Annotated in this window: 27 protein-coding genes and 1 tRNA gene; 12 read left to right on the top strand and 16 right to left on the bottom strand. The window is 59.6% G+C overall.

What is annotated here, in order from left to right:
- Positions 1–2: 2 nt before the first annotated feature.
- Complete coding sequence (locus tag YA0848_RS03055; protein ID WP_169903301.1) at positions 3–176, bottom strand: hypothetical protein; 174 nt, start codon at positions 174–176, stop codon at positions 3–5.
- Between the two features lie 49 nt (positions 177–225).
- Between YA0848_RS03055 and YA0848_RS03050 the strand changes: the two genes are divergently transcribed.
- Positions 226–1,722, top strand: coding sequence for a hypothetical protein (locus YA0848_RS03050; RefSeq protein WP_169903302.1), 1,497 nt, complete (start codon positions 226–228; stop codon positions 1,720–1,722).
- Positions 1,723–1,832: 110 nt separating this feature from the next.
- Here YA0848_RS03050 and YA0848_RS03045 read toward each other — a convergent pair.
- The 5 genes from YA0848_RS03045 to dapA form a co-directional block, all read right to left on the bottom strand.
- Positions 1,833–1,922 (bottom strand) — tRNA-Ser (locus YA0848_RS03045).
- Between the two features lie 83 nt (positions 1,923–2,005).
- Positions 2,006–2,719: a phosphoribosylaminoimidazolesuccinocarboxamide synthase gene (gene purC, locus YA0848_RS03040; RefSeq protein WP_034096403.1), complete on the bottom strand. Its 714-nt coding sequence runs from the start codon at positions 2,717–2,719 to the stop codon at positions 2,006–2,008.
- Positions 2,720–2,746: 27 nt separating this feature from the next.
- Positions 2,747–3,505 carry an MBL fold metallo-hydrolase gene (locus YA0848_RS03035; RefSeq protein ID WP_184316069.1) on the bottom strand — a complete coding sequence of 253 codons (759 nt, stop codon included), beginning with the start codon at positions 3,503–3,505 and terminating at the stop codon, positions 2,747–2,749.
- 4 nt (positions 3,506–3,509) lie between these two features.
- Positions 3,510–4,625, bottom strand: coding sequence for an outer membrane protein assembly factor BamC (bamC, locus tag YA0848_RS03030; RefSeq protein WP_034096401.1), 1,116 nt, complete (start codon positions 4,623–4,625; stop codon positions 3,510–3,512).
- A gap of 17 nt (positions 4,626–4,642) precedes the next feature.
- On the bottom strand, positions 4,643–5,521 hold the full coding sequence (dapA, locus tag YA0848_RS03025) for a 4-hydroxy-tetrahydrodipicolinate synthase (protein ID WP_034096400.1): 879 nt from the start codon (positions 5,519–5,521) through the stop codon (positions 4,643–4,645).
- Positions 5,522–5,794: 273 nt separating this feature from the next.
- Here dapA and YA0848_RS03020 point away from each other — a divergent pair, with 273 nt between their 5' ends.
- Both YA0848_RS03020 and YA0848_RS03015 read left to right on the top strand, forming a co-directional pair.
- Positions 5,795–6,355: a glycine cleavage system protein R gene (locus YA0848_RS03020; protein WP_003189463.1), complete on the top strand. Its 561-nt coding sequence runs from the start codon at positions 5,795–5,797 to the stop codon at positions 6,353–6,355.
- A gap of 10 nt (positions 6,356–6,365) precedes the next feature.
- Positions 6,366–6,839, top strand: coding sequence for a peroxiredoxin (locus YA0848_RS03015; RefSeq protein WP_034096399.1), 474 nt, complete (start codon positions 6,366–6,368; stop codon positions 6,837–6,839).
- A 30-nt stretch (positions 6,840–6,869) separates the two neighbouring features.
- Here the strand turns inward: YA0848_RS03015 and YA0848_RS03010 are convergent, their stop codons facing one another.
- Positions 6,870–7,940 carry an AI-2E family transporter gene (locus tag YA0848_RS03010; protein WP_034096398.1) on the bottom strand — a complete coding sequence of 357 codons (1,071 nt, stop codon included), beginning with the start codon at positions 7,938–7,940 and terminating at the stop codon, positions 6,870–6,872.
- A gap of 31 nt (positions 7,941–7,971) precedes the next feature.
- Positions 7,972–8,211 carry a sulfurtransferase TusA family protein gene (locus tag YA0848_RS03005; protein ID WP_034096397.1) on the bottom strand — a complete coding sequence of 80 codons (240 nt, stop codon included), beginning with the start codon at positions 8,209–8,211 and terminating at the stop codon, positions 7,972–7,974.
- 96 nt (positions 8,212–8,307) lie between these two features.
- Here YA0848_RS03005 and YA0848_RS03000 point away from each other — a divergent pair, with 96 nt between their 5' ends.
- Positions 8,308–9,741, top strand: a complete 1,434-nt coding sequence (locus tag YA0848_RS03000) for a M48 family metalloprotease (RefSeq protein ID WP_034096396.1) — start codon at positions 8,308–8,310, stop codon at positions 9,739–9,741.
- Between the two features lie 66 nt (positions 9,742–9,807).
- Here the strand turns inward: YA0848_RS03000 and YA0848_RS02995 are convergent, their stop codons facing one another.
- The 4 genes from YA0848_RS02995 to rpoE all read right to left on the bottom strand — a co-directional run bounded on the left by YA0848_RS02995 (position 9,808) and on the right by rpoE (position 13,668).
- Positions 9,808–11,247, bottom strand: a complete 1,440-nt coding sequence (locus YA0848_RS02995) for a DegQ family serine endoprotease (protein ID WP_034096395.1) — start codon at positions 11,245–11,247, stop codon at positions 9,808–9,810.
- 234 nt (positions 11,248–11,481) lie between these two features.
- Positions 11,482–12,450, bottom strand: a complete 969-nt coding sequence (locus tag YA0848_RS02990) for a MucB/RseB C-terminal domain-containing protein (protein ID WP_169903303.1) — start codon at positions 12,448–12,450, stop codon at positions 11,482–11,484.
- 16 nt (positions 12,451–12,466) lie between these two features.
- On the bottom strand, positions 12,467–13,054 hold the full coding sequence (locus tag YA0848_RS02985; RefSeq protein WP_034096393.1) for a sigma-E factor negative regulatory protein: 588 nt from the start codon (positions 13,052–13,054) through the stop codon (positions 12,467–12,469).
- A 32-nt stretch (positions 13,055–13,086) separates the two neighbouring features.
- On the bottom strand, positions 13,087–13,668 hold the full coding sequence (gene rpoE, locus YA0848_RS02980) for an RNA polymerase sigma factor RpoE (RefSeq protein ID WP_003172477.1): 582 nt from the start codon (positions 13,666–13,668) through the stop codon (positions 13,087–13,089).
- 465 nt (positions 13,669–14,133) lie between these two features.
- Between rpoE and nadB the strand changes: the two genes are divergently transcribed.
- Entirely contained in the window at positions 14,134–15,750 is a 1,617-nt protein-coding gene (nadB, locus tag YA0848_RS02975; protein WP_169903304.1) for an L-aspartate oxidase, read from the top strand.
- Here the strand turns inward: nadB and YA0848_RS02970 are convergent.
- Together YA0848_RS02970 and YA0848_RS02965 are read right to left on the bottom strand one after the other, a co-directional pair.
- The gene (locus YA0848_RS02970) at positions 15,719–16,165 is read right to left on the bottom strand and encodes a protein YgfX (protein ID WP_184316071.1); all 447 of its coding nucleotides are present in this window, start codon (positions 16,163–16,165) and stop codon (positions 15,719–15,721) included. The genes nadB and YA0848_RS02970 overlap by 32 nt on opposite strands.
- Complete coding sequence (locus tag YA0848_RS02965; RefSeq protein ID WP_034096390.1) at positions 16,149–16,403, bottom strand: FAD assembly factor SdhE; 255 nt, start codon at positions 16,401–16,403, stop codon at positions 16,149–16,151. Before YA0848_RS02965 ends, YA0848_RS02970 begins: the two co-directional genes overlap by 17 nt.
- A 139-nt stretch (positions 16,404–16,542) precedes the next feature.
- On the opposite strand from YA0848_RS02965, the gene ygfZ reads away from it, so the two are divergent.
- Positions 16,543–17,484, top strand: a complete 942-nt coding sequence (gene ygfZ / locus YA0848_RS02960) for a CAF17-like 4Fe-4S cluster assembly/insertion protein YgfZ (protein WP_034096389.1) — start codon at positions 16,543–16,545, stop codon at positions 17,482–17,484.
- Between the two features lie 36 nt (positions 17,485–17,520).
- Positions 17,521–18,342, top strand: coding sequence for an HDOD domain-containing protein (locus YA0848_RS02955; RefSeq protein WP_034096388.1), 822 nt, complete (start codon positions 17,521–17,523; stop codon positions 18,340–18,342).
- Position 18,343: 1 nt separating this feature from the next.
- On the opposite strand, the gene YA0848_RS02950 is transcribed toward YA0848_RS02955, so the two are convergent.
- Both YA0848_RS02950 and YA0848_RS02945 read right to left on the bottom strand, forming a co-directional pair.
- On the bottom strand, positions 18,344–19,729 hold the full coding sequence (locus tag YA0848_RS02950; RefSeq protein ID WP_034096387.1) for a sensor histidine kinase: 1,386 nt from the start codon (positions 19,727–19,729) through the stop codon (positions 18,344–18,346).
- Positions 19,722–20,393: a response regulator gene (locus YA0848_RS02945; protein WP_034096386.1), complete on the bottom strand. Its 672-nt coding sequence runs from the start codon at positions 20,391–20,393 to the stop codon at positions 19,722–19,724. The genes YA0848_RS02950 and YA0848_RS02945 overlap by 8 nt, the downstream gene beginning before the upstream one ends.
- 236 nt (positions 20,394–20,629) lie before the next feature.
- Between YA0848_RS02945 and YA0848_RS02940 the strand changes: the two genes are divergently transcribed.
- The 5 genes from YA0848_RS02940 to YA0848_RS02920 are packed head-to-tail and all read left to right on the top strand — an operon-like array spanning position 20,630 to position 24,881.
- On the top strand, positions 20,630–20,794 hold the full coding sequence (locus YA0848_RS02940; protein ID WP_177449827.1) for a hypothetical protein: 165 nt from the start codon (positions 20,630–20,632) through the stop codon (positions 20,792–20,794).
- Between the two features lie 47 nt (positions 20,795–20,841).
- Complete coding sequence (locus tag YA0848_RS02935; protein WP_034096385.1) at positions 20,842–21,825, top strand: Bug family tripartite tricarboxylate transporter substrate binding protein; 984 nt, start codon at positions 20,842–20,844, stop codon at positions 21,823–21,825.
- A gap of 60 nt (positions 21,826–21,885) precedes the next feature.
- Positions 21,886–22,344, top strand: coding sequence for a tripartite tricarboxylate transporter TctB family protein (locus YA0848_RS02930; RefSeq protein WP_034096384.1), 459 nt, complete (start codon positions 21,886–21,888; stop codon positions 22,342–22,344).
- A 1-nt stretch (position 22,345) separates the two neighbouring features.
- A complete protein-coding gene (locus YA0848_RS02925) occupies positions 22,346–23,860 on the top strand; it encodes a tripartite tricarboxylate transporter permease (RefSeq protein WP_034096383.1) in 1,515 nt (504 codons plus the stop codon).
- A complete protein-coding gene (locus YA0848_RS02920) occupies positions 23,853–24,881 on the top strand; it encodes an AbrB family transcriptional regulator (protein WP_034096382.1) in 1,029 nt (342 codons plus the stop codon). The genes YA0848_RS02925 and YA0848_RS02920 overlap by 8 nt, the downstream gene beginning before the upstream one ends.
- Positions 24,882–24,924 lie beyond the last annotated feature (43 nt).

The following is a 24,924-nucleotide window of genomic DNA, read 5'->3' as shown; positions in this document are numbered from 1 at the left end:
GGTCAGATCGCCCCGAGCGACGCTTGCGCGGCGCGCATCGACTGGCCCAGCGGACCGAACATACTGCACGTCAACAACCAGGCCAGCACCACCGTGCTCAAACCGGTCAGAAGCACAACCCCGAACACCCTGTTGCGCGAGCGGCTGTATTGAGCCTCGGCCGCGTGGCCTTGCATTCTTGCTCTATGATGCACAGGTACAAAATTCCAGGGGGAGGCTGATGTGATGACTGCTGGTTTTAACCCGTTAGTGCATATCGATTGGAAAACCCCCGGCGGCGAATGGCTGTCGCTGCTGCCACCTGTCTACCCCCACATCAGCGTGTTTTCCGGTGCGGCCTTCGAAACGCTGCTGGATGAACTCTGCAATGAAATGCCCGAGGTGTGCTTCGAAGCGCTGGCCACTGCACTGGCGCGCGAAGGCTTCGACCTGTGGAACCTTGACGCGGGGGGCGACGATTACCGCCCGGTGATTGTCCCCGCCGATCAGCGCGAGCGGTTTACCCAACATTGGTGCGGACAGAAGACAGCCCTGCATTTCAAGCCGACACTCATCCAAGCGCAAACACCGCCCGCAGCCAAGCCCAAACGCAGCAAGCTCCAGTGGCTGCAGGACGTACATGAATACCCAGGCCCAACGTATGTGCACGAAGGCAACTATCGCAACGGCTGGGCCGCGATCACTGAGCAGGAGGACGATAGCTGGTTATGCTTCCTGATCGATTACAACACCTGGCCGCCTACCGAGCAGGACATGCTCGAACTCCGCAAAGACGGCGTGGACGGCGCCGATCTGCAACTGATCGATGCCAACGTTCAACGCAGCCTGTGGAAACGTCAGGTAACGCGCGGCGCGTACCGTTCGGATGATCGCTATCAGTACGAGATCCGCAAGGGCAACAGCGTTGAGGTTTTCGGCCCCGTCGAGACGCAATGGCCGGCGTTTGAAGATCCCTGCGTGGTGGTCGAGGATCAAGTCTTCGAGCGTCAACGCCTCTACGAACCCGAGGCATTGACGCGGATCTGGCGCATCACCGCGCAGACCAGCGAGATCATTTTCGAACACCCCGATGAACTGACCCTCCTGCCCATCGGCCCCAACCGTTTGCTGTTTATGCAGCACAACGGCCCGTGCTGCTGGATTTGGAGTCAATACCTTACACAACCGGTCACCATTGCCGCCAAACCGATGCCGGCTGAAGCCTATCAATTGCGCGCAGCCACCGCTTACCTGGGAGGCGATGAGGTGCTGTTATTCAGCGAAGGCGCGCGCCCCAACCCCGAACACCCCGGCTACCAGGAAAGCGTGCTGCTAGCATGGCGCTTTAACTTCGTCACCGGCACCAGCACCCAGGCGGTACTGGACGGCTTCGGCAGCGAAGTGCGCCAGGACACGCGCCTGCTGGTCACTCAGCCCAAGCAAGTCATCACCCTGCGCACCTTTCACGGCCGGTTGGACGTTGCCCGTGGCCACGGTGATTGGTGGGTCTGGAGTTATCACACGCAAACCTTCGGCACCCACACCTTGGCGTGGTTGTGGAACCAGTGCAGCAACGATGTATTGAAACTGTCCTCCAAGGACATCCCACGGGTTAAACCGCAGATTCGTTACGTGGCGGCGCAGGATAGGTATTTGGCGTTCGAAACGGAATATGTCGCGCGGCTGCCGCAGTTTGCGCAAATGGCGCAGGCTTTGGGGAGTGAGGGGCTAGTGTTTAAGTGAAGGACGCTGGTGCTCGCACTGGATAAAACCCACCTCTAAAATGAAGCCATCGGAAACGCAAAAGCCCCTGAAAGGATTAAACCTTTCAGGCGCTTTTGGTTATTCAATAATGGCGGAGAGATAGGGATTCGAACCCTAGGTACCGGTGAAGGTACAACGGATTTCGAATCCGTCCCATTCGGCCACTCTGGCATCTCTCCAACGGCGCGCATCATAACAGCCTGTTTCATGGAAGCAAAGCTCTTACGAGATTTTTTTCCGTGCTATCAGATGCTTGCGTCGATTACAGCGGTACGCCAAGACGGTTGGCGACTTCTTCGTAGGCTTCGATCACGTCACCGAGGCCCTGGCGGAAGCGGTCTTTGTCCATCTTCTTCTTAGTGGCCTTGTCCCACAGGCGGCAGCCGTCCGGGCTGAATTCGTCGCCCAGGACGATGGAACCGTCGTGGAACACACCGAATTCCAGTTTGAAGTCCACCAGCAGCAGGCCAGCGTCGTCGAACAGCTTGCTCAGCACGTCGTTGACCTTGAGGGACAACTCCTTCATGCGCGCCAGTTGCTCAGCAGTGCCCCAACCGAAGGCCACGACGTGGGATTCGTTGATGAAGGGATCGCCTTTGGCATCGTCCTTCAGGAACAACTCGAAGGTGTACGGATTGAGCTTCATGCCCTCTTCCACACCCAGGCGCTTGACCAGGCTGCCGGCGGCGTAGTTACGCACCACGCACTCGACCGGGATCATGTCCAGTTTCTTGACCAAACACTCGTTATCGCTCAGCAGCTTGTCGAACTGGGTCGGAATACCGGCCGCTTCGAGCTTCTGCATGATGAAGGCGTTGAACTTGTTGTTCACCATGCCCTTGCGATCGAGCTGTTCGATGCGCTTGCCGTCGAACGCCGAGGTGTCGTTGCGAAACAGCAGGATCAGGCGGTTGGCGTCGTCGGTCTTGTACACCGACTTGGCTTTGCCGCGGTAGAGTTCTTCACGTTTTTCCATGATGGGCTCCGCTTTGAGTGAGGTGGGCTAGGCGATATGTCGCCAGTCGAGCCCTGAATCTTGATCGGCCAGTTGCAGCCAGTCCGAGTCGCACCCAAGGGTGTCGACAAAACATTGCCGGGCAAGCATCGGCAGGTTGTTCTTGCTGCTCAAGTGGGCCAGGACCAGGTGTTGCAGGTCTTGCCAGCCCAACTCATACACCAGGTACGCCGCCTGGTGGTTGTTCAAATGCCCCAGTTCGCCGCCCACCCGCTGCTTGAGAAAGTAGGGGTAGTGACCACGAGCCAGCAGGTCACGGCAGTGGTTGGACTCGATCATCAAGGCATCGAGATTACGGTAACCGTCAAGCACCTTGGCGCAGTAAGAACCCAGGTCGGTGAGCACACCGAAACGTCGCTCGCCATCACTGAATACATACTGCGTGGGCTCCTGAGCGTCATGCGCTACGGCGACCACATCAATGCTCAAGGCACCGATCCGAAAGGTCTCGCCACCGGCCAGGAAACCCGCAGGCTCAATGGGTTTGCGCATCCCGCGCAAGGTACCGCGACTCAGATACACCGGAAGATTGTAGCGCCGAGACAGCAAACCCACGCCATGCACATGGTCGGCATGTTCGTGGGTCACCAGAATCGCGCTTAGCTGCGCAGGGTGAACCCCCAGGCGCAGCAGGCGGCGCTCGGTTTCTCTTAACGAGAAACCACAATCAACCAGCACATAGGTGTCGTCATGGGCGACGAGCGTGCCGTTCCCTTGGCTACCGCTGCCGAGAACGGCAAAACGCATCGGATCAGCCCAGGTTGTCCTGAATCACACCCAACACTTTGCGCGCTGTTTCAGCCGGCGCTACGGTGTTGATGTTCTTCTCGACCGTGACTTGAACGGCGTCGCCAACCTTGCTCAAACGCACCTGATAACGCTCGGCGCGGGTCTCGACTTCTTCCTTGGTCGGCTTGCTGCCGAACAGTTTGCCGAAGAAACCCGGCTCGTCGTCTTTACGCTCGGCTTTCTCGGCCACGTTGATGTAGTAAAGACCCAGGCTGCGGTTGATGTCTTCCACACGCCATGGACCTTGCTCCAATGCACGACCTACGCTGGCCCAGGCACGATCCAGGTCTTCACCCAGGTTCAGCACCACGTTACCGCTGCCGTCCTCGGTGAGGCTGACGCGGCTCGGGGTGTCGTAATCTCGTGCAGCGAGCAGGGAAACCGAACCGCCCTTCTCGGAAATACGGCTCATGCTGGCCAGCATTTCATCGACCAATGCCGAGTCGACGCCGGTGTTGACCGAGCGGTTGGTGAAGTCGACGTTGGCTGTGCTGCCGGCAGGACGCTCGGCGCTCACCACATAGACTTCACTGGTATTGCGCTGCACGCCTGGCTCAATGCGCACACGGACGCGCGTTTCGCTGCCGGAGGCAACACCGCCGGCCTGCAGGCGCTTGGCCATACTGGCGGACAACTCGCTGCCCTGCTGCCAGGCAGTGGTGAATTCACCAGTCTGCGGGCGCTGTTCGTCAATGCGGAAACCATTGTCCTGGAAGAACTGCACCGCCACCGGCCAGACTTCGGCAGGTGGGCGCTGCGCCACGATCCAACGCGAGTCGCCACTTTTTTGCAGGCTGTAGTCGCTGGCATCAGCCACGGCCGCGATCGGCTGTGGACGTGGCACCACGTACTCGCCTTTGGTGGTGTCATCGGCAACATTGCGTGGAATCGGCAACAACGGGTCAAGGCGCTTAGCGACATTGACGTCCGGCGGCAATTGCATCGGTTTGGTTGCTTGGGCTTCCAGGTAATCGCTGCCGCGGTCACGGAAGTAGCCTTCCGGGCCCCAGATCCAACCGCAGCCACTGGTGCTGGAGATAATCAAGGCAAGTGCGGAAAGTCCGGCCAATCGCTTCATGCGTAGTGCTTCCTCAATTAAACCAGGACGCCGGACTGGCGCAGGGCCTGTCGCAGCGGTTCGTGACAGGCTTCGCTGAGGCGGGTGAGCGGCAGACGGATACCGTCCGGCATCATGCCCATCTCGTACAGAGCCCATTTCACGGGAATAGGGTTGGATTCGATAAACAGTTCTTTGTTGAGCGGCATCAGCTTCTGGTGGATTGCTCGGGCTTTGTCGGCATCGCCGGCGAGTGCGGCGGCGCACATGTCGCTCATGGCGCGAGGGGCCACGTTGGCGGTCACAGAGATATTGCCTTTGCCACCCAGCAGGATCAGCTCGACAGCGGTGGCGTCGTCACCGGAATACAGCAGGAAGTCACTGCTCACGCCGGCCAGGATGTCCTTGGCGCGCTGCAGGTCACCAGTGGCTTCCTTGATGCCGATGATGTTCGGCACGGTGGACAGGCGGATCACGGTCTCGGCCTTCATGTCGCAGGCGGTACGGCCCGGCACGTTATAGAGGATCTGCGGAATGTCGACGGCTTCGGCAATGGTGCGGAAGTGCTGGTAAAGGCCTTCCTGGGTTGGTTTGTTGTAGTACGGGGTCACCAGCAAGCAGGCATCGGCACCGGCTTTCTTGGCGTTTTTGGTCAGTTCGATCGCCTCACGCGTCGAATTCGCACCGGTACCGGCGATGACCGCGATACGACCGGCAACGCGCTTGACCACGAACTCGATGACCTGGATGTGTTCTTCCACATCGAGCGTGGCCGATTCACCCGTGGTGCCGACCGCAACGATCGCGTTGGTGCCTTCTTGCAGGTGGAAGTCCACCAGTTTGCCCAGGCTGTCCCAGTCGAGATGACCTTGTGCATCCATGGGTGTGACCAGTGCCACCATACTGCCCGCAATCATGCAACCGCTCCTGCCGGAAAAAGAGAGCCGTAATGGTACTGGCGCCAAGATGCTTGCACAAGCGAAGTACCGCGTGAGGATGCGTTCTGACGCAACTAAACATCGATCAACGCCATCATCGGGCCAGAGCACGGTTTGAGGAGCAGTGAAAACCGCTGAACGACGCAATGAAAACGCCACCTCCTAGCCCTTGGCGACGCTTTTCGCTACCCTTGATCCTTTGATCGATACGGCCATCTCGGTATCGACCGCTCATCGCTTTAGGAAGGCTGCATGTCCACCCCCACAGTTCGCGAACAATTCCTTGTTATCAGTGCCCTCGGCGCCAACCCCATGGAGCTGACCAACGTCCTGTGCCGCGCCAGCCATGAAAACCGCTGCGCCGTCGTAACCTCTCGGCTGACTCGCCATGGCGAGTGCAGCGCCCTGGTGCTGCAGATCTCCGGGAGCTGGGACGCCCTGGCGCGCCTTGAGACCGGTCTGCCGGGCCTGGCCAAGAAGCATGATTTCACCGTTAATGTGGTACGCAGTGCCGCTCTGGAGAATCGCCCACAGGCCCTGCCATACGTTGCCTACGTCAGTTCGGCCTACCGCTCGGACATCGTCAATGAGCTGTGCCAGTTCTTCATCGACCATAACGTCGAGCTGGAAAACCTGACGTGCGACACCTACCAGGCGCCCCAGACCGGCGGCACCATGCTCAATGCCACCTTTACCGTCACTTTGCCGGCCGGAGTGCAGATCAGCTGGCTGCGCGATCAGTTCCTGGATTTCGCCGATGCGTTGAACCTCGACGCCCTGATCGAACCGTGGCGCCCACAGAACCCAATGTAAGGAAGTACCCATGGCGGTAGTCATCGACCAACCCGTAGCCGACTTCGAAGCCCAGGCCACCAGTGGCCAGACCTTCAGCTTGGCCGCCCTCAAGGGCAAGCAAGTGGTGATCTACTTCTATCCGAAGGACAGCACACCAGGCTGCACCACCGAGGGCCAGGGTTTTCGTGACCAGCACGCGGCGTTCCAGGCAGCCAATACGGAAGTATTCGGCGTGTCGCGCGACAGCGTGAAGTCCCACGAGAACTTCAAGGCCAAGCAGCAGTTCCCCTTTGAGCTGATCAGCGACAAAGATGAGGCAGTCTGCCAGCTGTTTGATGTGATCAAGCTGAAAAAGCTGTATGGCAAGGAATACCTGGGTGTGGATCGCAGCACCTTCCTGATCGACAAAGATGGCGTGCTGCGCCAGGAATGGCGGGGCGTCAAAGTGCCAGGCCATGTAGATGCCGTCCTGGCCGCCGCCCAAGCCTTGAACAAGGCCTGAACAAACGCTGCGGGGCGGGCTAGCTCGCCCCTACAACAGCGGCGCCACCACCGGTTCCTGTCGCGGCCAGGCATCCAGCACGGCCTTGAACAGCGTGGCCAGGGGTATCGCAAAGAACACTCCCCAGAACCCCCACAACCCACCAAACAACAGCACCGCGCAGATAATCGCCACCGGGTGAAGGTTGACCGCTTCGGAAAACAGCAGCGGCACCAGTACGTTGCCGTCCAGGGTCTGGATGATCCCGTACACCGCCATCAGGTAGATGAATTGATCACTCCAGCCCCACTGGAACAGTGCGATCAATGTCACCGGCACAGTCACCACCACCGCGCCCACATACGGCACCACCACCGACACGCCGACCAGCAATGCCAGCAACGCGGCATAGTTGAGGTCCAAAGCGATGAAGGCGATATAGGTCACACCGCCACAAATAAAGATCTCGATCACCTTGCCACGGATGTAATTGGCGATCTGTCGATTCATTTCCTGCGCCACACGGGTAATCAACGCCCGCTCCCGCGGCAGATAGCCACGCACCCAACGACCGATCATTACGCGATCCTTGAGAAAGAAAAACACCAGGATCGGCACCAGTACCAGGTAGATCATGATGTTGACCAGCAACGGCAGACTGGACAGGGAGAACGTCAACGCCCATTGCCCGAATTTCCCAATTTCACCGCGCGCCACTTCGATGGCTTGCAGCACCTGCTCGTCCGATACCAGATGGGGATAACGCTCCGGCAACAGGAGCAACAGCGATTGCCACTTGGCGAGCATCCCCGGTAATTCGTTGAACAGCGTGATCAGCTGATGCCAGAGCAATGGCAACACCACCACGATAAACACCACCAGCAGGCCCATGAACAACGCGAACACCAACCCAACCGCTACCCCGCCGGGTACGCGCAGGCGCTCCAACGTCGTCACCAATCCCTGCATCAGATACGCCAACACCATGCCCGCTAGCACCGGGGCCAGCATGCCACCCAAGGTCAATACCGCCGTAAAGGCGAGGAACAACAAGACCGCCAGCACCACCGCTTCTTCATCGGAGAAGTAGCGCTGAACCCAGTCACGTAACACTTTGAACATCAATCAACCTCGGGCTGTGGGAACAAACGGTTCAGGCCTTGCGCAACCAGTAACGGTACACACCGGCAGCGTCTTCTTCGTGCAACAGGGTGTGCCCGGCCAGTTTGGCAAATGTGCGGAAATCGCGCTGGGAGCCTGCATCGGTGGCAATCACTTTGAGTACCGCACCGCTGGCTAATCGATTGAGCTCCAACTTGGCCTTGAGCAAGGGCAACGGGCAATTGAGCCCGCTCGCATCGAGTTCAGCATCAAAGGCGACGGTGTCGGTCATGGGTTTACTCCGGGTCAAGCGTTCGGGGTGCTTAGAATATCTGGTCCGAAGCTCAGTGTCCGGCTACAGTAAGCTCTTTGTCGAAAGGCCCTGTGCATGAATTTTTTGCGCCCTACCCTGCTGACGCTGGCTTGCCTGCTGGCCTCCCCAGGCTTCGCCGATGACCTGCCGTCGCTGGGCGACGCCAGTTCTGCCATTGTCTCGCCGCAGCAGGAGTACCAACTGGGCCGCGCTTGGCTGGCGTACTTGCGGGGCCAGGTGTCGCAACTCAACGACCCGCAACTCAAGGATTATGTCGAGACCAGCGTTTACAAACTGGTGGAGACCAGCCAGGTCAACGACCGACGTCTGGAGTTCATCCTGATCAACAGCCCACAACTGAACGCATTTGCCGCACCAGGCGGAATTGTCGGGGTCAACGGTGGACTGTTCCTCAATGCCCAGACCGAAGGGGAATACGCCTCGGTGTTAGCCCACGAATTGGCTCACTTGTCCCAGCGCCACTTCGCACGAGGCGTTGAAGCCCAACAGCGCATGCAAGTGCCGATGATGGCTGCGCTGCTGGGTGGCATCATTGCGGCGGCAGCGGGCGCAGGCGATGCTGGCATTGCCGCGATTGCCGGCACCCAGGCCGCCGCGATCCAGGAGCAGCGCCGTTTCTCCCGGCAAAACGAACAAGAGGCGGACCGCATCGGCATCGTCAACCTCGAAAAAGCTGGTTACGACCCGCGCTCCATGCCGACCATGTTCGAGCGTTTGATGCGCCAGTACCGCTTCGATGCCAAACCGCCGGAATTCCTGCTGACCCACCCTGTGACAGAGTCTCGGATCGCCGACACCCGTAACCGGGCCGAACAGGCTAAGCCAGGCGGCAAGGAAGACAGCCTGCGCTACCAATTGATACGTGCGCGCGTGCAATTGAGATACGAAGACACCCCTGGCCTCGCCGCCAAACGCTTCCAAGCGCAACTCGACGAAAACCCGAAAAACGACGTGGCGCGCTACGGCCTGGCCATCGCCCAGATCAAAGGCACGCAACTCAAGGAAGCCCGGGAGAACCTGGCGCCGCTGCTGGCCAAGGCGCCCAACGACATCACCTACAACCTGGCGCAGATCGAACTGGACATCATCAACAACCGCCTGCCCGACGCCCAGCAACGCACCGACAGGATGTTGACCCAGTACCCAAGCAACTACCCGTTGAATCAGGTTCGGGTTGACCTGCTGCTCAAGCAGAATCGCACCGCCGATGCGGAAAAGGCGCTGGATGGGCTGCTCAAATCGCGCCCGGACGATCCAGATGTGTGGTATCAGGTCGCCGAAACACGTGGCTTGTCCGGCAACATCATCGGCCTGCACCAGGCCCGTGCCGAATACTTTGCGCTGGTGGGCGACTTCCAGCAGGCCATCCAGCAACTGGACTTTGCCAAGCGAAGGGCCGGCAACAACTTTCCACTGTCATCACGTATCGATGCACGCCAGCGTGAGTTGATCGAGCAGGAACGCTTGGTCAAAGGCATGATGAGCTAAACCATCCCCCACAAAAAAGCCCCGCCTTCGTCAAACGAACGCGGGGCTTTTTATTGAGCTGGCAGGTTACTCGGCCAGTTTAAAGGTGATGAAACTGGCGCGTCCCTGGCGCAGTACGCGCATCGACACCGAACGATTCTTCGGCAATGCTTTGGCGATATCAGTGAATTGCTTGGTGCTGTCGATCGCCTGATTGTTCAGGTGAGTGATCACATCGCCCGGCTGCAGGCCAATCAACGCAGCAGGTCCATCCTGCACTTCTTTAATTACTACACCGCTCTTGAGGTCGAAGGCTTTTTTCTGCTCGTCCGTCAGTTCGGCTACGGCAATCCCCAGACGGTTGCTGCTGCGCTCGGCGCCTGGCTTGGTGTTGCCCAGGGCATCGAGGGTGGCGCCTTCTTCAGGAATCGCACCGACAGTTAGCTCAACGTTCTGGCGCTTGCCGCCACGAATCACTTCCAACTTGGCTTTGCTGCCGGCCTTGAGTGCGCCCACCAAATGGGGCAGATCGGCGGACATTACGATTGGCTGGCCATTCATGCTCAGAATCACGTCACCCACTTGCAGGCCACCCTTGGCCGCCGGGCCATCATCCTGAATCTGTGCGACCAGCGCACCCGCCGGCTTGTCGAGGCCGAAGGATTCAGCCAAATCCTTGTTCACTTCTTGGATAACTACGCCCAACCAACCACGACTGACCTTGCCGCCGCTTTTCAACTGGTTGGAAACGTCCATGGCCACGTCGATCGGGATAGCGAACGATACGCCCATGAATCCACCGGACCGGGTATAGATCTGCGAGTTGATACCCACCACTTCGCCGGCCAGGTTGAACAGCGGACCGCCGGAGTTGCCCGGGTTGATCGGCACGTCGGTTTGGATGAACGGCACGTAGTTTTCATTTGGCAGGCTACGACCGATGGCGCTAACGATGCCTTGGGTGACGGTGTGGTCAAAGCCAAATGGAGAACCGATGGCGACGACCCACTGGCCGGCCTTCAGATCCTGGGATTTGCCCAGCTTCAGCACGGGCAGGTCCTTGCCGTCGATTTTCAGCAATGCCACATCGGAGCGTGGGTCGGTGCCAACCAGTTTGGCCTTGAGCTCACTGCGATCAGCCAAGCGTACGAGAATTTCATCTGCATCGGCAATGACATGGTTATTGGTGAGAATGTAGCCATCCGGCGAAATGATGAAGCCCGAACCCAGAGACTGCGCTTCACGCTGACCACCACCGCCCCCCCGGGGGGCGCGCGGTTGTGGCATCCCACGCTCGAAGAACTCGCGCAACATCGGCGGCAGGCCTTCAAGATCCGGCATCTGCTGGTTCGACACTTTGCGATCTGGCAGCTTCTGCGTGGTACTGATGTTCACCACGGCAGGCGAGGCTTGCTCAACCAGTTGGGTGAAGTCAGGCAACTCAGCCGCTTGCGCGGTCACAGCCTGACCCAGCACCAACACCGTGGCGACTATGGATAGGTAGGATTTCAAACGTGGTATCGACATACAGCTCCCGTTACAACGAGCAAGGTTGAGCGATAGGGTTCAAGAAACGCCGGAAACTGCGTCCGCCGTTTTTGTTCCGCGAACAAAACAAGGCCAGAGCCGACAAACTCTGACCTATAAAAAAGATGGAAGATTTTTGCAAGTGAAAATCCTGATCCAGACATTTCATGCTCTCGGCAGCCAAGCGTGCATGGTTGTAAATTGAAAGATCAGGATGAACATAGAATTAACAACTCACGGCAAAGGCTTAGCGGCTGCCTTTTTTTCACCGCGCACCGACAGCGCAATACGCTCGGCGGTACCGATAGGGATTTCTCCAACAACCGTCACCATCATTTCACCGTCAACCGTATTCAAGCGACGGGAAACCGCGACAGTGGGTCCTAGCTGAGTACGGTTTTCCGTGACACCACCATCACTGATGGGCTCAAGAAACACCGAAAATCTTGCCAGACCATCTTCATACATCAAACTGTCGATGGTGTTTTTGGTGTGGGCATCCTCGCGCGCGCTGGAATTCGTTAACTGAAACCCCGGCGGTAACCATTCCAAGTGCCACGCCTCGGTTGGTGCTATCTCTAACTCGTCGCTGTTTACCGCTGCGACCGGCGTGCAATCCTTGCTCGGTTGCAAGTTACGATCTTCAGGCGAAATCGCCGTATTCAAGCGGGTGAACTGAAAGCGCTCCAATAACTGACCTTGGTCGTTGAGCAACAAGGACTTGAGCGGTAGGGCGGTTTCACGATCCAGATGCAGTTCAAATCCATAACGGTATTGGTCACGAGGAGTGATAGACACAATCACAGCATTTCGGCCAGCAACACGGGATTTCCCTATCACGGCCAGATCATAGAATTGATTGAGTTTCTGCGGATCGAGCACACGGGAAGAGGCGTCTCGAGAATTGCCAAGCCCGGCGACTAACGCGCCGCTTACGCATTGTGTGCGGCCGTCCACTCTCACAACTTCCTGAGCAGAGCCATCAAGCTGCAAAAGCCGCTCATGGATTTGCCCATTCTGGGCAAGGTGCCAGATGTCATGGGTGGAAAAGCTGCCGTTACGTTCGTAGACGAACGTACCTTCGAAACTTTGCTGTTGCTCTGCGCGCCCAAGTCGACTCAGCCAGTCTTGGGCTTCATCGGCATGGGCGGGAAGTACAAACCAACCACTGAGCAAAAGCGTAAGGAGCGGTATGGCGCGCATAGAGCTCCTTAGCGGTTCAACGATTTTCCAGACTAGCGGCGCGAGCGTATGGCAGAGCGCTTTCAGTGCCTTTCAGGGCAGATTCCTGTGCATGTTGACGCAGGTATCCTGGGAGACGCTGATCCTGCCAACCGGATTGCCCCTGCAATACACCGTTGGCCATAGGGCCGGTGGCGTCGGAGCTTTCCTTGTAGCCTGCGAGCACTGCCGGACCTTTGACTTGCGGGCCAGCCATGACCGGTTGCTGAGTCTGCTGGGCCAATTCGGCACCGGCAATTTCGTCCTGATTGTAAAGACGAACACCCGCCAACACGGCGACAGTCACCGAGGCAGCAACTGCAAGGCGACCCAGGCTACGCCATGGACCACGGGCAGCTTTTGCCGGAACGGCTTCATCAGCCAACGCGGCAGAAACGGCCGCAGCAATATCCAGACGAGGGATTAGAAGATCCTTGTGCATCACCGCCCGAGCGACTTGGTAACGAGACCAGGTATCACGGGTTTCGGCGTCATCGAATGCGTTGAGCACTCGACGAAGTTCCAGTTCATCCGCTTCGTTATCCATCACTGCGGACAGCGATTCCTGCAGGGCATCACGACTCATGGCGGTTCCTCTCTTGGCTGTCGCCGCTGTCTTTAGTTTTCCTGCAACAACGGTTGCAAGGCTTTGTCGATGGCTTCCCGGGCCCGGAAAATCCGTGACCTTACAGTCCCCACCGGACATTGCATGACGCTCGCAATGTCTTCATAACTCAGACCATCGAATTCACGTAAAGTTAACGCCGTACGCAAATCTTCTGGCAATTGCTGAATTGTGCGATGAACGGTTCCTTCGATCTCGTCGCGCAGCAATGCACGCTCCGGCGACTCGAGATCTTTGAGGCCGTGATCACCATCGTAAAATTCTGCATCTTCTGAACTAACATCACTATCTGGTGGGCGGCGTCCGCGAGACACCAGATAGTTCTTCGCCGTGTTGATGGCGATGCGATACAGCCACGTATAAAACGCACTGTCACCGCGAAAATTACCGAGTGCACGGTACGCCTTGATAAAGGCTTCCTGTGCAACGTCCTGCGCTTCGTGGGTGTCGTGCACAAATCGCACGATCAACCCGAGAATTTTGTGCTGGTATTTCAGCACTAGCAGATCAAATGCGCGCTTGTCGCCGCGTTGTACGCGCTCGACCAGCTGCTGATCCTCTTCCTGGGTTAGCATGAACACTCCTCGTTGTACTTGAAGGAGGCTTGCATAACTAAACGATCAGGCTTGCAAACATAGACTCGGACTTTTCGCAAAAGTTCTCCCCCTCCAAGCAAGTTTCCGGCATGCACTGATTTGGCACACACGAAAAACGCAGCGCGGGCAACGCCGGCTGCGCGAATAATCTTGTCGTCGGTTTCCTGACGCGTCCAATGCTCCCGACGGGCCAATAAACTCAACGTTTTCCCAGCTTTCGGGCAACCTGCTATTGAGTCGGGGCTTATGCAAAAAGTTCCCAATTCAATAACCGACGGATTATACCCAAGCCGCGCACCGTAATCTCACATTGCCACGAATGCCTGGCTATTGTGCCGCTCCCCCCCTCTATATACTAGTGGGCCGTGTGACCCTTTGATTCGCCGATCCAGGCGTCCCGTCAGCGCCACTAGTCCTTGGATCGCTTTTTGCGGAATCCTTCAAATGAGCCAACAATTTCAACACGATGTTCTGGTGATTGGCAGCGGCGCAGCCGGATTAAGTCTTGCCCTGACCCTCCCCAGCCACCTGCGCATCGCCGTACTGAGCAAGGGCGACCTGGCCAATGGCTCGACATTCTGGGCCCAGGGCGGTGTTGCCGCCGTGCTGGATGACACCGATACGGTGCAGTCCCATGTCGAAGACACCCTCAACGCCGGTGGCGGGCTGTGTAATGAAGACGCGGTGCGTTTCACCGTTGAGCACAGCCGCGAAGCGATCCAATGGCTGATCGATCAAGGCGTACCCTTCACCCGTGACGAACACGCCAGCGCCGACGACGGCGGTTTCGAGTTCCATCTGACCCGTGAAGGCGGCCACAGCCATCGCCGCATCATCCATGCCGCCGATGCCACCGGCGCGGCTATTTTCAGAACATTGCTGGATCAGGCCCGTCAACGCCCCAACATTGAACTACTGGAGCAACGCGTCGCCGTCGATCTGATCACCGAAAAGCGCCTGGGCCTGGAAGGTGAGCGCTGCCTCGGCGCCTACGTTCTAAACCGCAGCAGCGGCGAGGTCGATACCTACGGCGCGCGCTTCACCATTCTTGCGTCGGGCGGCGCGGCAAAGGTCTATCTCTATACCAGCAATCCTGACGGTGCCTGCGGCGACGGCATCGCCATGGCCTGGCGCTCGGGGTGCCGAGTGGCCAACCTGGAGTTCAATCAGTTCCACCCCACCTGCCTGTATCACCCGCAGGCCAAGAGCTTCCTGATCACCGAAGCGCTGCGCGGCGAAGGCGCGCACTTGAAACTGCCGAACGGCGAACGCTTCATGCAGCGCTTCGACCCCCGCGCCGAACTGGCCCCGCGCGATATCGTCGCCCGCGCCATCGACCATGAAATGAAGCGCCTGGGCATCGACTGCGTCTACTTGGACATCAGCCATCAACCCGAGGCATTCATCAAGACGCACTTCCCCACCGTCTACGAGCGCTGCCTGGCCTTCAATATCGATATCACCAAAGGCCCGATCCCCGTCGTACCGGCCGCGCACTACACCTGCGGCGGCGTGATGGTTGACCAGCATGGCCGCACCGATGTACCCGGCCTTTATGCCATTGGTGAAACCAGCTTCACCGGCCTGCATGGTGCCAATCGCATGGCTAGTAACTCGCTGCTTGAGTGCTTCGTGTATGCCCGCTCAGCGGCGGTGGATATCCTTGAGCAACTGCCGCGAATTCCGGTGCCGGCCGCCCTGCCCCGCTGGGACGCCAGCCAAGTTACCGACTCGGACGAGGACGTGATCATCGCCCACAACTGGGATGAGCTGCGGCGCTTCATGTGGGACTATGTGGGCATCGTGCGCACCAACAAGCGCCTGCAACGGGCACAACATCGGGTGCGGTTGCTACTGGATGAAATCGACGAGTTCTACAGCAACTATAAAGTCAGCCGTGACCTGATCGAGCTGCGCAACTTGGCTCAGGTGGCCGAGCTGATGATCCGCTCGGCCATGGAACGCAAGGAAAGCCGAGGCCTGCATTACACCCTCGACTACCCGCAGATGCTCCCCGAAGCCCGCGACACTATCCTGGTGCCAGCCACCTACGCCGGCTGAACTTCAAGCGTACCCGCAGGCGCCGGTGTGTATCCGCCGCCTGCGCGTCCTTGGGCACACAGATCGAACGCGCCCACCACTGCCCCTTGACCCGATATCGCAGCACCACGATCAGGGGCAACGCCAAGCTATCCGGGAGCAACTGCACGGCGTGCCAGCCACGCTGCTCACCGAATAATTGCCAGCCGTCCTCATCGCGTCGCAGGCCTCGAATCGACGAACGGTGTGACAACAGAATGTGTCGCGGCAAAACCCAGGCGGCATGCCCCAGACACAGCACTATCGCCAGAGTTGAGAAAGCGAGATCAATCAATGCCAACGCACCCAATGCGAACAGTTGGGCGAAAAGATACGCCACCAGCAGCCGCCGTGACGGCCGCCAGCGACATTCAAAGCGATTACTTGGGCTGGACACGGTCCAGAATCATCCGAACCATACGCTGCAGTTCCGGATCGTCCGACTCGGCGCGCTCCATGAACCAGCCGAACATATCCTGGTCTTCGCACTCCAGCAGACGCACATACACCTTGCGGTCCACTTCATTAAGGGTGGAATAAACCTCTTTGACGAAAGGCACCAGCAATACATCCAGCTCAAGCATGCCGCGACGGCTGTGCCAGTAGAGGCGATTGAGTTCTACATCTTCGACCATGGAGCGCTCCTCAAATAGAGCGCAAGTATACAGGCCCGACAGCAGTGGAACAGTCGGCTTTGGTCGCCCCTACGGAAACTATCCATTTGCCGGGCGCCCCTCTATGATGCACCCATGACTTTTTGACCTGCGATGAACCATGGCTGACTCTGCTTTCTTCTGCCCCCTGATCCACGAAGGTGTCCTCGCCGTCCGCGGCGCCGATGCTGCTAAATTCCTGCAAGGCCAATTGACCTGCAACCTCAATTACCTGAGTGATACCCAAGCCAGCCTGGGCGCGCGCTGCACTCAAAAAGGGCGCATGCAGTCGAGCTTTCGCATCTTGTTGCAAGGTGACGGCGTGTTGCTGGCCATGGCCAGCGAGCTACTGGAGCCGCAACTGGCCGACCTGAAAAAATACGCGGTGTTCTCCAAGTCCAAGCTGACCGACGAAAGTGCCGCCTGGTCCCGTTTCGGTCTGGTGAATGCGAATTCGGCCCTGGCCAACCTCGGGCTTGAGCTGCCGGCCGAGACCGATAGCGTAGCCCGCAACGAGTACTTGATCGCGATTCGGGTCTCACCCGACCGCAGCGAACTCTGGGTACCCTCGGATCGAGCCGACGCCGTCAAAGCCCAATTGAGTGAAACCCTTGATCAAGCTGATTTGAATGAATGGCTGCTGGGCCAGATTCGCGCCGGTATCGGCCAAGTCATGCCGCAAACTCGTGAACTGTTCATCCCGCAAATGCTCAACCTGCAAGCCGTGGGCGGTGTGAGTTTCAAAAAAGGCTGCTACACCGGCCAGGAAATCGTCGCGCGTATGCAGTACCTGGGCAAACTCAAGCGCCGCTTGTACCGCTTAAGCCTTGATTCGGCGCAAATGCCCGAGCCAGGCACTCCTCTGTTTTCGCCGAGCCACAGCAGCTCGATCGGTGAAGTGGTGATCGCAGCAAAAGCTGACCAGGTCATTGAACTTCTGGCCGTATTGCAAGCCGAAGCTGCCGATAGTGGCGATGTGCATTTAGGCACGCTTGAAGGCCCAGGTCTGCGACTGCTTGACTTGCCTTATACCCTCGACCGTGATCGAGAGATCCAACGCTAGTCGTCATACTTTTTTGCAACACCCTAGAGATCATGAATGAACAAGCTGGCGGAAAAAGTCCAACAGGCTTTGGTCAAGGCTATCGATAACGATGACCTGGTTCTGCCGACATTACCGGAAGTGGCCCTTAAGATTCGTCAGGCTGCCGAAGACCCGGAAATCAGCATCAGCCATTTGAGCAAAGTGATCGGTCGCGATACAGCCCTGTCCGCACGCCTGATCAAAGTGGTGAACAGCCCGCTGCTGCGCGCCACTCAGGAAGTCACCGACCTGCACACCGCCATCACGCGGCTGGGCACCAATTACAGCAGCAACCTGGCGATTGGCCTGGTGATGGAGCAGATCTTTCACGCCCGCTCCGAAGTCGTCGAACAGAAAATGCGCGATGTCTGGCGCCGCAGCCTGGAAGTGGCGGGCGTGAGCTATGCCTTGTGCCGCAGCCACAGCCAGCTCAAGCCGGATCAGGCGGCACTCGGTGGCCTGGTGCACCAGATCGGCGTGCTGCCGATCCTCACCTACGCCGAAGACCACTACGAGCTGCTGGCAGACCCGGTTAGCCTCAATCATGTGATCGACAGCATCCATCCTAAGCTGGGCGATAAGTTGCTCAGTGGCTGGGACTTTCCCGAAATGCTGGCAAAACTGCCGGGGCAGTACCTGAACTTCGAGCGTGACTCCGACCGCCTCGACTACATTGATCTCGTGCAAGTCGCCGTGTTGTACTGCCACCGCGGCACCAGTCACCCCCTGGCAAACGTGGTGGTTTCCGAGATCCCTGCCATGAAAAAGCTGCGCGTCGACCCCTACAGCGACAGCCTGCGTGCGGAACTGGATGAAGCACGGTCGATGTTCTACTGAATCAACCGGCGATAAAACTTACCCGCACTTTCAAACCTGCCCGCTTGCCATCATGCAGACTGATCTGCGCCAGATGCGCCCGGCAGATTTCCCCGACAATCGCCAAGCCCAGGCCCGAGCCCATACCCTGCTGGCTACGCCGATAGAACCGTTCGAAGACCCGATCCCGTTCATCCAGCGGGATGCCCGGGCCATCGTCTTCCACTTCCAGCACCGCCGGCGCCATCACCCGTAGGATCACGTTGCCACCAGGCGGCGTGTGCGCCAGGGCATTGTCCACCAGGTTACTCAGCAGTTCGTTCAACAGTGTCGGTTCGCCGCGCAGCCACACCGGCTCGTCGGCTTCCAGCGCCAGGGCCACGCCGCGCGCATGGGCCAGAGGCGCCATGGCCATGCCCAGTTCGCGAGCCAACTGGCTCAGATCCAACAACTGCGCGCCGCCTTCGGCAATCGCCCGGGCGCCGTTCTCGATGCGCGCCAGGGACAGCAACTGATTAGCCAGATGGGTCAGGCGATCAGTGCCTTGAGCCGCGGTTTCCAAGGTGCTGCGCCAGGTCGCCGGGTCTTCGGCGCGCAACCCCAACTCCAGGCGGGCCTTGAGTGCTGCCAGTGGAGTGCGCAGTTCGTGGGACGCATCGGCGATAAACTGCGCCTGCCGTTGGAATTGCCCGCGCAGGCGCTCGGTGAAGTGGTTGAGTGAGCTGACCAACGGGCCAAACTCATGCTGCACCTCCACCAATGGCAGCGGCCGCAGATCGTCGGGCTGACGCTCCTCCACGGCTTTACGCAGACGATCCAGCGGGCGTAGCGCGGCGCTCACGGCAAACCACACCAGCAGCAACGCACCGACCGCGAGCATGCCCAGGCGCAGCAGGGTATCGGCCATCAGGCTACGGGCCATGCTGACCCTTGCTTCGTCGGTCTCGGCCACGCGGATTTCCGCCATACCGTTCATGTTCGGCTCGGAAACCGCTTTAAGCAGGCTGACCACGCGCACTTCCTGGCCCTGGTACTTGGCGTTGTAGAAACGCGCCAGGGCCGGGTAATCATCGGTACGCGGTGTGCCGGGCGGCGGGCCGGGCAGGTTCTCATAGCCGGAGATCAGCTTCTGATCGATGTCGTTGACCTGGTAGTAAATGCGCCCGGCGCTGTCGTAGGCGAAGGTGTCCAGGGCCACATAGGGCACATTGGCGCTGAGAGTGCCGTCCACCTGGGTCAGGCCGGCCGCGATGGTTCGTGCCGACGCCAGCAGCGTACGGTCGTAGGCGGTATCGGCAGCTTCGCGACCGTTCCAGTAGGCACTCATGCCGCTGGCCAACATCAACAGCACCAGCAACAGCGCCAGGTTCCACAGCAGGCGCCAGCGCAGGCTGCTGGGCTTATGCATCGCGGGCTTCCAGCAGGTAGCCAAGGCCGCGGAACGTCACGATGGCGATCGGTTGCCCATCGAGTTTTTTGCGCAGGCGATGCACGTAGATTTCGATCGCATCGGGGCTGGCCTCCTCGTCCAGGCCAAACACATGGGAGGCCAGTTGCTCTTTGCTCATCACCCGGCCCGGACGCGCGATCAGCGCTTCGAGCACCGCCTGTTCACGGGAGGTCAATGTCAGCAGTTCGCCGCCCAACGTGAAGCGCCGGGTGTCCAAGTCGTACACCAGCACGCCGCAGGTTTGCTGGCGCTCGCCGCCCAGCACGCTGCGACGCAACAGGGCCTTGACCCGTGCTTCCAGTTCCGTCAGTTCAAAAGGCTTGGCCAGGTAATCGTCGGCGCCCAGGTTCAGGCCATGCACACGGTCTTTGACGTCACTTCGCGCGGTCAGCATCAGCACCGGCAGATTTTTCCCGCGGGCTCGCAAACGTGCGAGCACCTCGAAACCATCCATGCGCGGCAGCCCCACATCGAGGATGGCCACCGCGTAGTCCTCGCTGCTCAAGGCCAGGTCGGCGGCGACGCCGTCGTGCAGCACGTCGACGGTCAAACCCGTGCTCTTGAGCGCTTGGGCCACACTGTCGGCGAGTTGCAAATGGTCTTCAACCAGAAGGACACGCATGGTTTTCTGCCTCATTCAGGAGTGGTCGATGCCACGCTTTGGCGGGGAGTTTACAGGCGCCCGGTGCCCTGTGAAGCCCGAAAACATTGAAAGGTGGCTGAAAGGTTAGTGAAAGCTTCGCCCTTTAGCATCCAGCTCACGGTGAGTCTTGCCCACCCAGTTGCCTAATCCGCAGCGCCCGAAAAGCGCCTCGATGCGTTTTCGTAAAAATAAGAACAATACCGGAGTGCACCACGATGCTGTCGACACAGCCCCAGACTTGCCCGCCTGTTCGTATTTCCCGCCCGACCCAGACCGCCCTTGCCGGTTTTATTTCGTCGCTCAGCCAAACCGCCCTTTTCGAAGACTGCGGATCGGATGAAACGCGCCTGCTCGTCAGCTACAGCGTCGCGCTCTGGTAAGTAGTGCCTGGCAGTAGAACCTCATAACAAAAACGACGGAGACACCCATGACCCTTTCATTGCGTAAATTGGCCCTCACCGCCGGCTGCATGTTGTTCGCCGGCCAACTGCTGGCCGCTGACGAGCCCAAGCGCCCGGAATGCATCGCCCCGGCCTCCCCCGGCGGCGGTTTCGACCTGACCTGCAAACTGGCGCAAAGCGCACTGGTCAACGAGAAACTGCTGAGCAAACCGATGCGCGTGACCTACATGCCCGGCGGCGTCGGCGCGGTGGCCTACAACGCCGTGGTCGCACAGCGTCCGGCGGATGCCGGTACGCTGGTGGCCTGGTCCAGCGGCTCGCTGCTGAACCTGGCTCAGGGCAAGTTCGGGCGTTTCGATGAAAGCGCCGTACGTTGGCTGGCCGCGGTCGGCACCAGTTACGGCGCCATCGCGGTAAAAAGCGATTCGCCCTACAAGACCCTCGATGATTTGGTCAAAGCCCTGAAGAAAGATCCGGGCAGCGTGGTGATCGGTTCCGGCGGCACCGTCGGTAGCCAGGACTGGATGCAAACCGCCCTGATCGCCAAAGCCGCCGGGATCAACCCGCGCGAGCTGCGCTATGTGGCCCTCGAAGGCGGCGGTGAAATCGCCACGGCCCTGCTTGGTGGTCATATTCAAGTGGGCAGTACCGACATCTCCGACTCCATGCCGCACATCCTCAGCGGCGACATGCGTCTGCTGGCGGTGTTCTCCGAGCAGCGCCTGAACGAGCCGGAAATGAAGGATATCCCGACCGCCAAAGAGCAAGGCTACGACATCGTGTGGCCAGTGGTGCGCGGCTTCTACCTCGGGCCAAAAGTCAGCGATGCCGAGTACGCCTGGTGGAAAGACGCGTTCGACAAACTGCTGGCCTCCGAAGAGTTCGCCAAGCTGCGTGACCAGCGCGAGCTGTTCCCGTTCGCCATGACCGGCCCGGAGCTGGACACCTATGTGAAGAAACAGGTGGCTGACTACAAAGTGCTGGCCAAAGAGTTCGGCCTGATCCAGTAATCGCCCCCTCTGTCGCGCGGCCATGCCTGGTAAACCCCAGGCATGGCCCAGGAGTTCAACATGCTCTTACAACGCATATTCGCGGCCGCGCTGCTGCTGGCCTGTGCCGGTCTGGCGCTGATGGCCTGGCCCTATCAGGCGTCGTTTTCCTACGAGCCGGTAGGGCCCCGCGCCTACCCGCTGCTGATCCTCGGGCTGATGAGCCTGGCGCTGATCTACATGCTGATTCGCCCGCAGGCCACCAAGCACACCGAAGAAGAACCGGCGCTGGATCGCGAAACCCTGATCAAGATCAGCCTCTGCGTGGTGCTGCTGATTGTGTTCGCCGCTACCTTCGAACCGCTGGGCTTCATCCTCAGCAGCATGCTGATCGGCATCCCGATGGCGCGCCTGTACGGCGGCCGCTGGATGCCCAGCGTGGTGATCGTCTCCCTGATGGCCATCGGTTTGTACCTGCTGTTCGATAAAGTCATGGATGTGCCGTTGCCCCTTGGCCTGCTCGACGTTCTGGAGAACTGATATGGATACTTTTGGCTACTTGGGCCAGGGCTTTGGCGTGGCGCTGTCCCCTTACAACCTGGTGACCGCGCTGTGCGGCACGTTGATCGGCACCGTGGTCGGCCTGCTGCCGGGCCTGGGCCCGATCAACGGCGTGGCGCTGTTGATCCCCATCGCGTTCGCCCTGGGCCTGCCGCCGGAATCGGCGCTGATCCTGCTGGCGGCGGTGTACCTGGGCTGCGAATACGGCGGCCGGATCAGTTCGATCCTGCTTAACATCCCGGGCGAAGCTTCCACCGTAATGACCACCCTCGACGGCTACCCGATGGCCCGCAAAGGCCTGGCCGGTGTGGCGCTGTCTTTGTCGGCGTGGAGTTCGTTCATCGGTGCGTTCATCGCCACCTGCGGCATGGTGCTGTTTGCGCCGCTGCTGGCCAAATGGGCGATTGCCTTCGGCCCGGCGGAATATTTCGTACTGATGGTGTTCGCGATTGTCTGCCTGGGCGGCATGGCCGGTGACAAGCCGTTGAAGACCTTCGTCGCGGCGTTGATCGGCCTGTTCCTGTCGGCGGTCGGCATCGATGCCAACAGCGGCGTGTACCGTTTTACCGGCGATAACATCCACCTCACCGACGGCATCCAATTCGTCGTACTGGTGTTGGGCCTGTTCTCCATCAGCGAGATCCTGTTGCTGCTGGAAAAAACCCACCGTGGCCAGGAAGCGGTCAAGGCCACCGGGCGCATGATGTTCAACGTCAAGGAAGCGGCGTCGGTATTCGTGGTGAATATCCGTTGCGGCCTGCTGGGCTTCATCATGGGCGTGTTGCCGGGCGCCGGTGCAACGCTGGCCTCGGCCGTGGCCTACATGACCGAGAAACGCATGGCTGGTGCCAGCGGCAAGTTCGGCCAGGGCGACATGCGCGGCCTCGCCGCCCCGGAAACCGCAATCGGCGCATCCGCCTGCGGCGCTCTGGTGCCGATGCTGACCCTGGGCGTACCTGGCTCGGGCACCACCGCAGTGATGATCGGCGCGCTGTCGCTGTACAACATCACCCCCGGCCCGCTGCTGTTCCAACAGCAACCGGACATTGTCTGGGGCCTGATCGCTTCGTTGTTTATCGCCAACATCATGCTGGTGATCCTCAACATCCCGATGATCCGGATCTTCACGCGCATCCTCGCGGTGCCGAACTGGGCGCTGGTGCCGGTGATCGCCATCATCACCGCGATCGGTGTGTACGCGGTGCATGCCACCACCTTCGACCTGTTCCTGATGGTCGGGATCGGCATCTTCGGTTACATCCTGCGCAAGCTGGACTTCCCGCTGTCGCCGGTGCTGTTGGGCTTTATCCTCGGCGGCCTGATGGAGCAGAACCTGCGCCGTGCGCTGTCGATCTCCAACGGTGCGCTGGAGATTCTGTGGTCGAGCCCAATCACCTTTGGCGTCTGGGTACTGACCGCGATCATGCTGTTCGTGCCGCTGCTGCGGATCTGGCGCAAACGCGCCCAACAGCGCCGCGCTGTGGCCAATGTCTGAGGTCACCCTTAAACATTGGTGGGGAACACCGCTGGTCGGCCTGGCCGGCGGTTACCTGGCCAGCCTGATCGGCTGGCCATTGCCGTACATGGTCGGCTCGTTGCTGGCGATCATTCTGGTGCGTTGCCTCACGCCCTGGCAGTTGGCGGAGATTCCCGGCGGGCGTAAATGCGGCCAATGGGTGGTGGGGATCGGCATCGGCCTGCACTTCACCCCAGTGGTGATTGAGCAGGTGATGAGCCACTTCGGCCTGATCTTCTTCGGCGCGCTGGTCACCAGCCTGTCGAGCGTGGTGGGCGTGTGGCTGATGCGCCGTAGCGGTGAAGACCGCGCCACCGCGTTTTTCTCCAGCATGCCGGGCGGGTCCGGTGAGATGGTCAACCTCGGCGCACGCAACGGCGCGGTGCTCAGCCGTGTCGCGGCGGGGCAGAGCCTGCGCGTGCTGGCGGTGGTGCTGTGCGTACCGGCGATCTTCAAGTATGTGCTGGGGGGCGGCGCGCCGCAGTTTCATCCGGCACCGGTGAGTTGGGCGTGGCTGGCGTTGCTGTTTCCGCTGGGGGCTCTGGTGGCCTGGGGTTGGCAGCGCCTGCGTCAGCCAAACCCATGGTTGTTCGGCCCGTTATTGGTCAGTGCGACCGCCAGCGTTGTCTGGGATTTGCATATCGGCCTGCCCGACGGCGGCAGCCAAATCGGCCAATGGCTGATCGGCAGTGGACTGGGTTGCCATTTCAACCGCCAGTTCTTCCGCCGCGCGCCGTCGTTCATGGCTCGTACTTTAGTCGGCACCGCTCTGACCATGGCGCTGGCGACCTTGGCCGCCGTGGGCCTGAGCGCCCTCACCCACTTGGACCTGCGCTCGCTGACCCTGGGCATGATGCCGGGTGGCATTGCCGAGATGAGTCTTACGGCCGAAACCCTGCAACTGTCAGTGCCGCTGGTGACGGCGATGCAGGTGATGCGTTTATTGTTTGTGCTGTTTTTGGCGGAACCCTTGTTCCGACGATGGAATCGCCAGCCGTAGCGGGCTTCCCACGCGGGACCGTACCGTCTGTCGCAACTGTCAT

Origin of the sequence: Pseudomonas sp. S4_EA_1b, assembly GCF_016307435.1 — a bacterium.
In the GTDB taxonomy this organism is placed as follows: domain Bacteria; phylum Pseudomonadota; class Gammaproteobacteria; order Pseudomonadales; family Pseudomonadaceae; genus Aquipseudomonas; species Aquipseudomonas rhodesiae.
The sequence above is the reverse complement of the archived record's forward strand: the minus strand, read 5'-3'. Positions and strand labels throughout refer to the sequence as shown.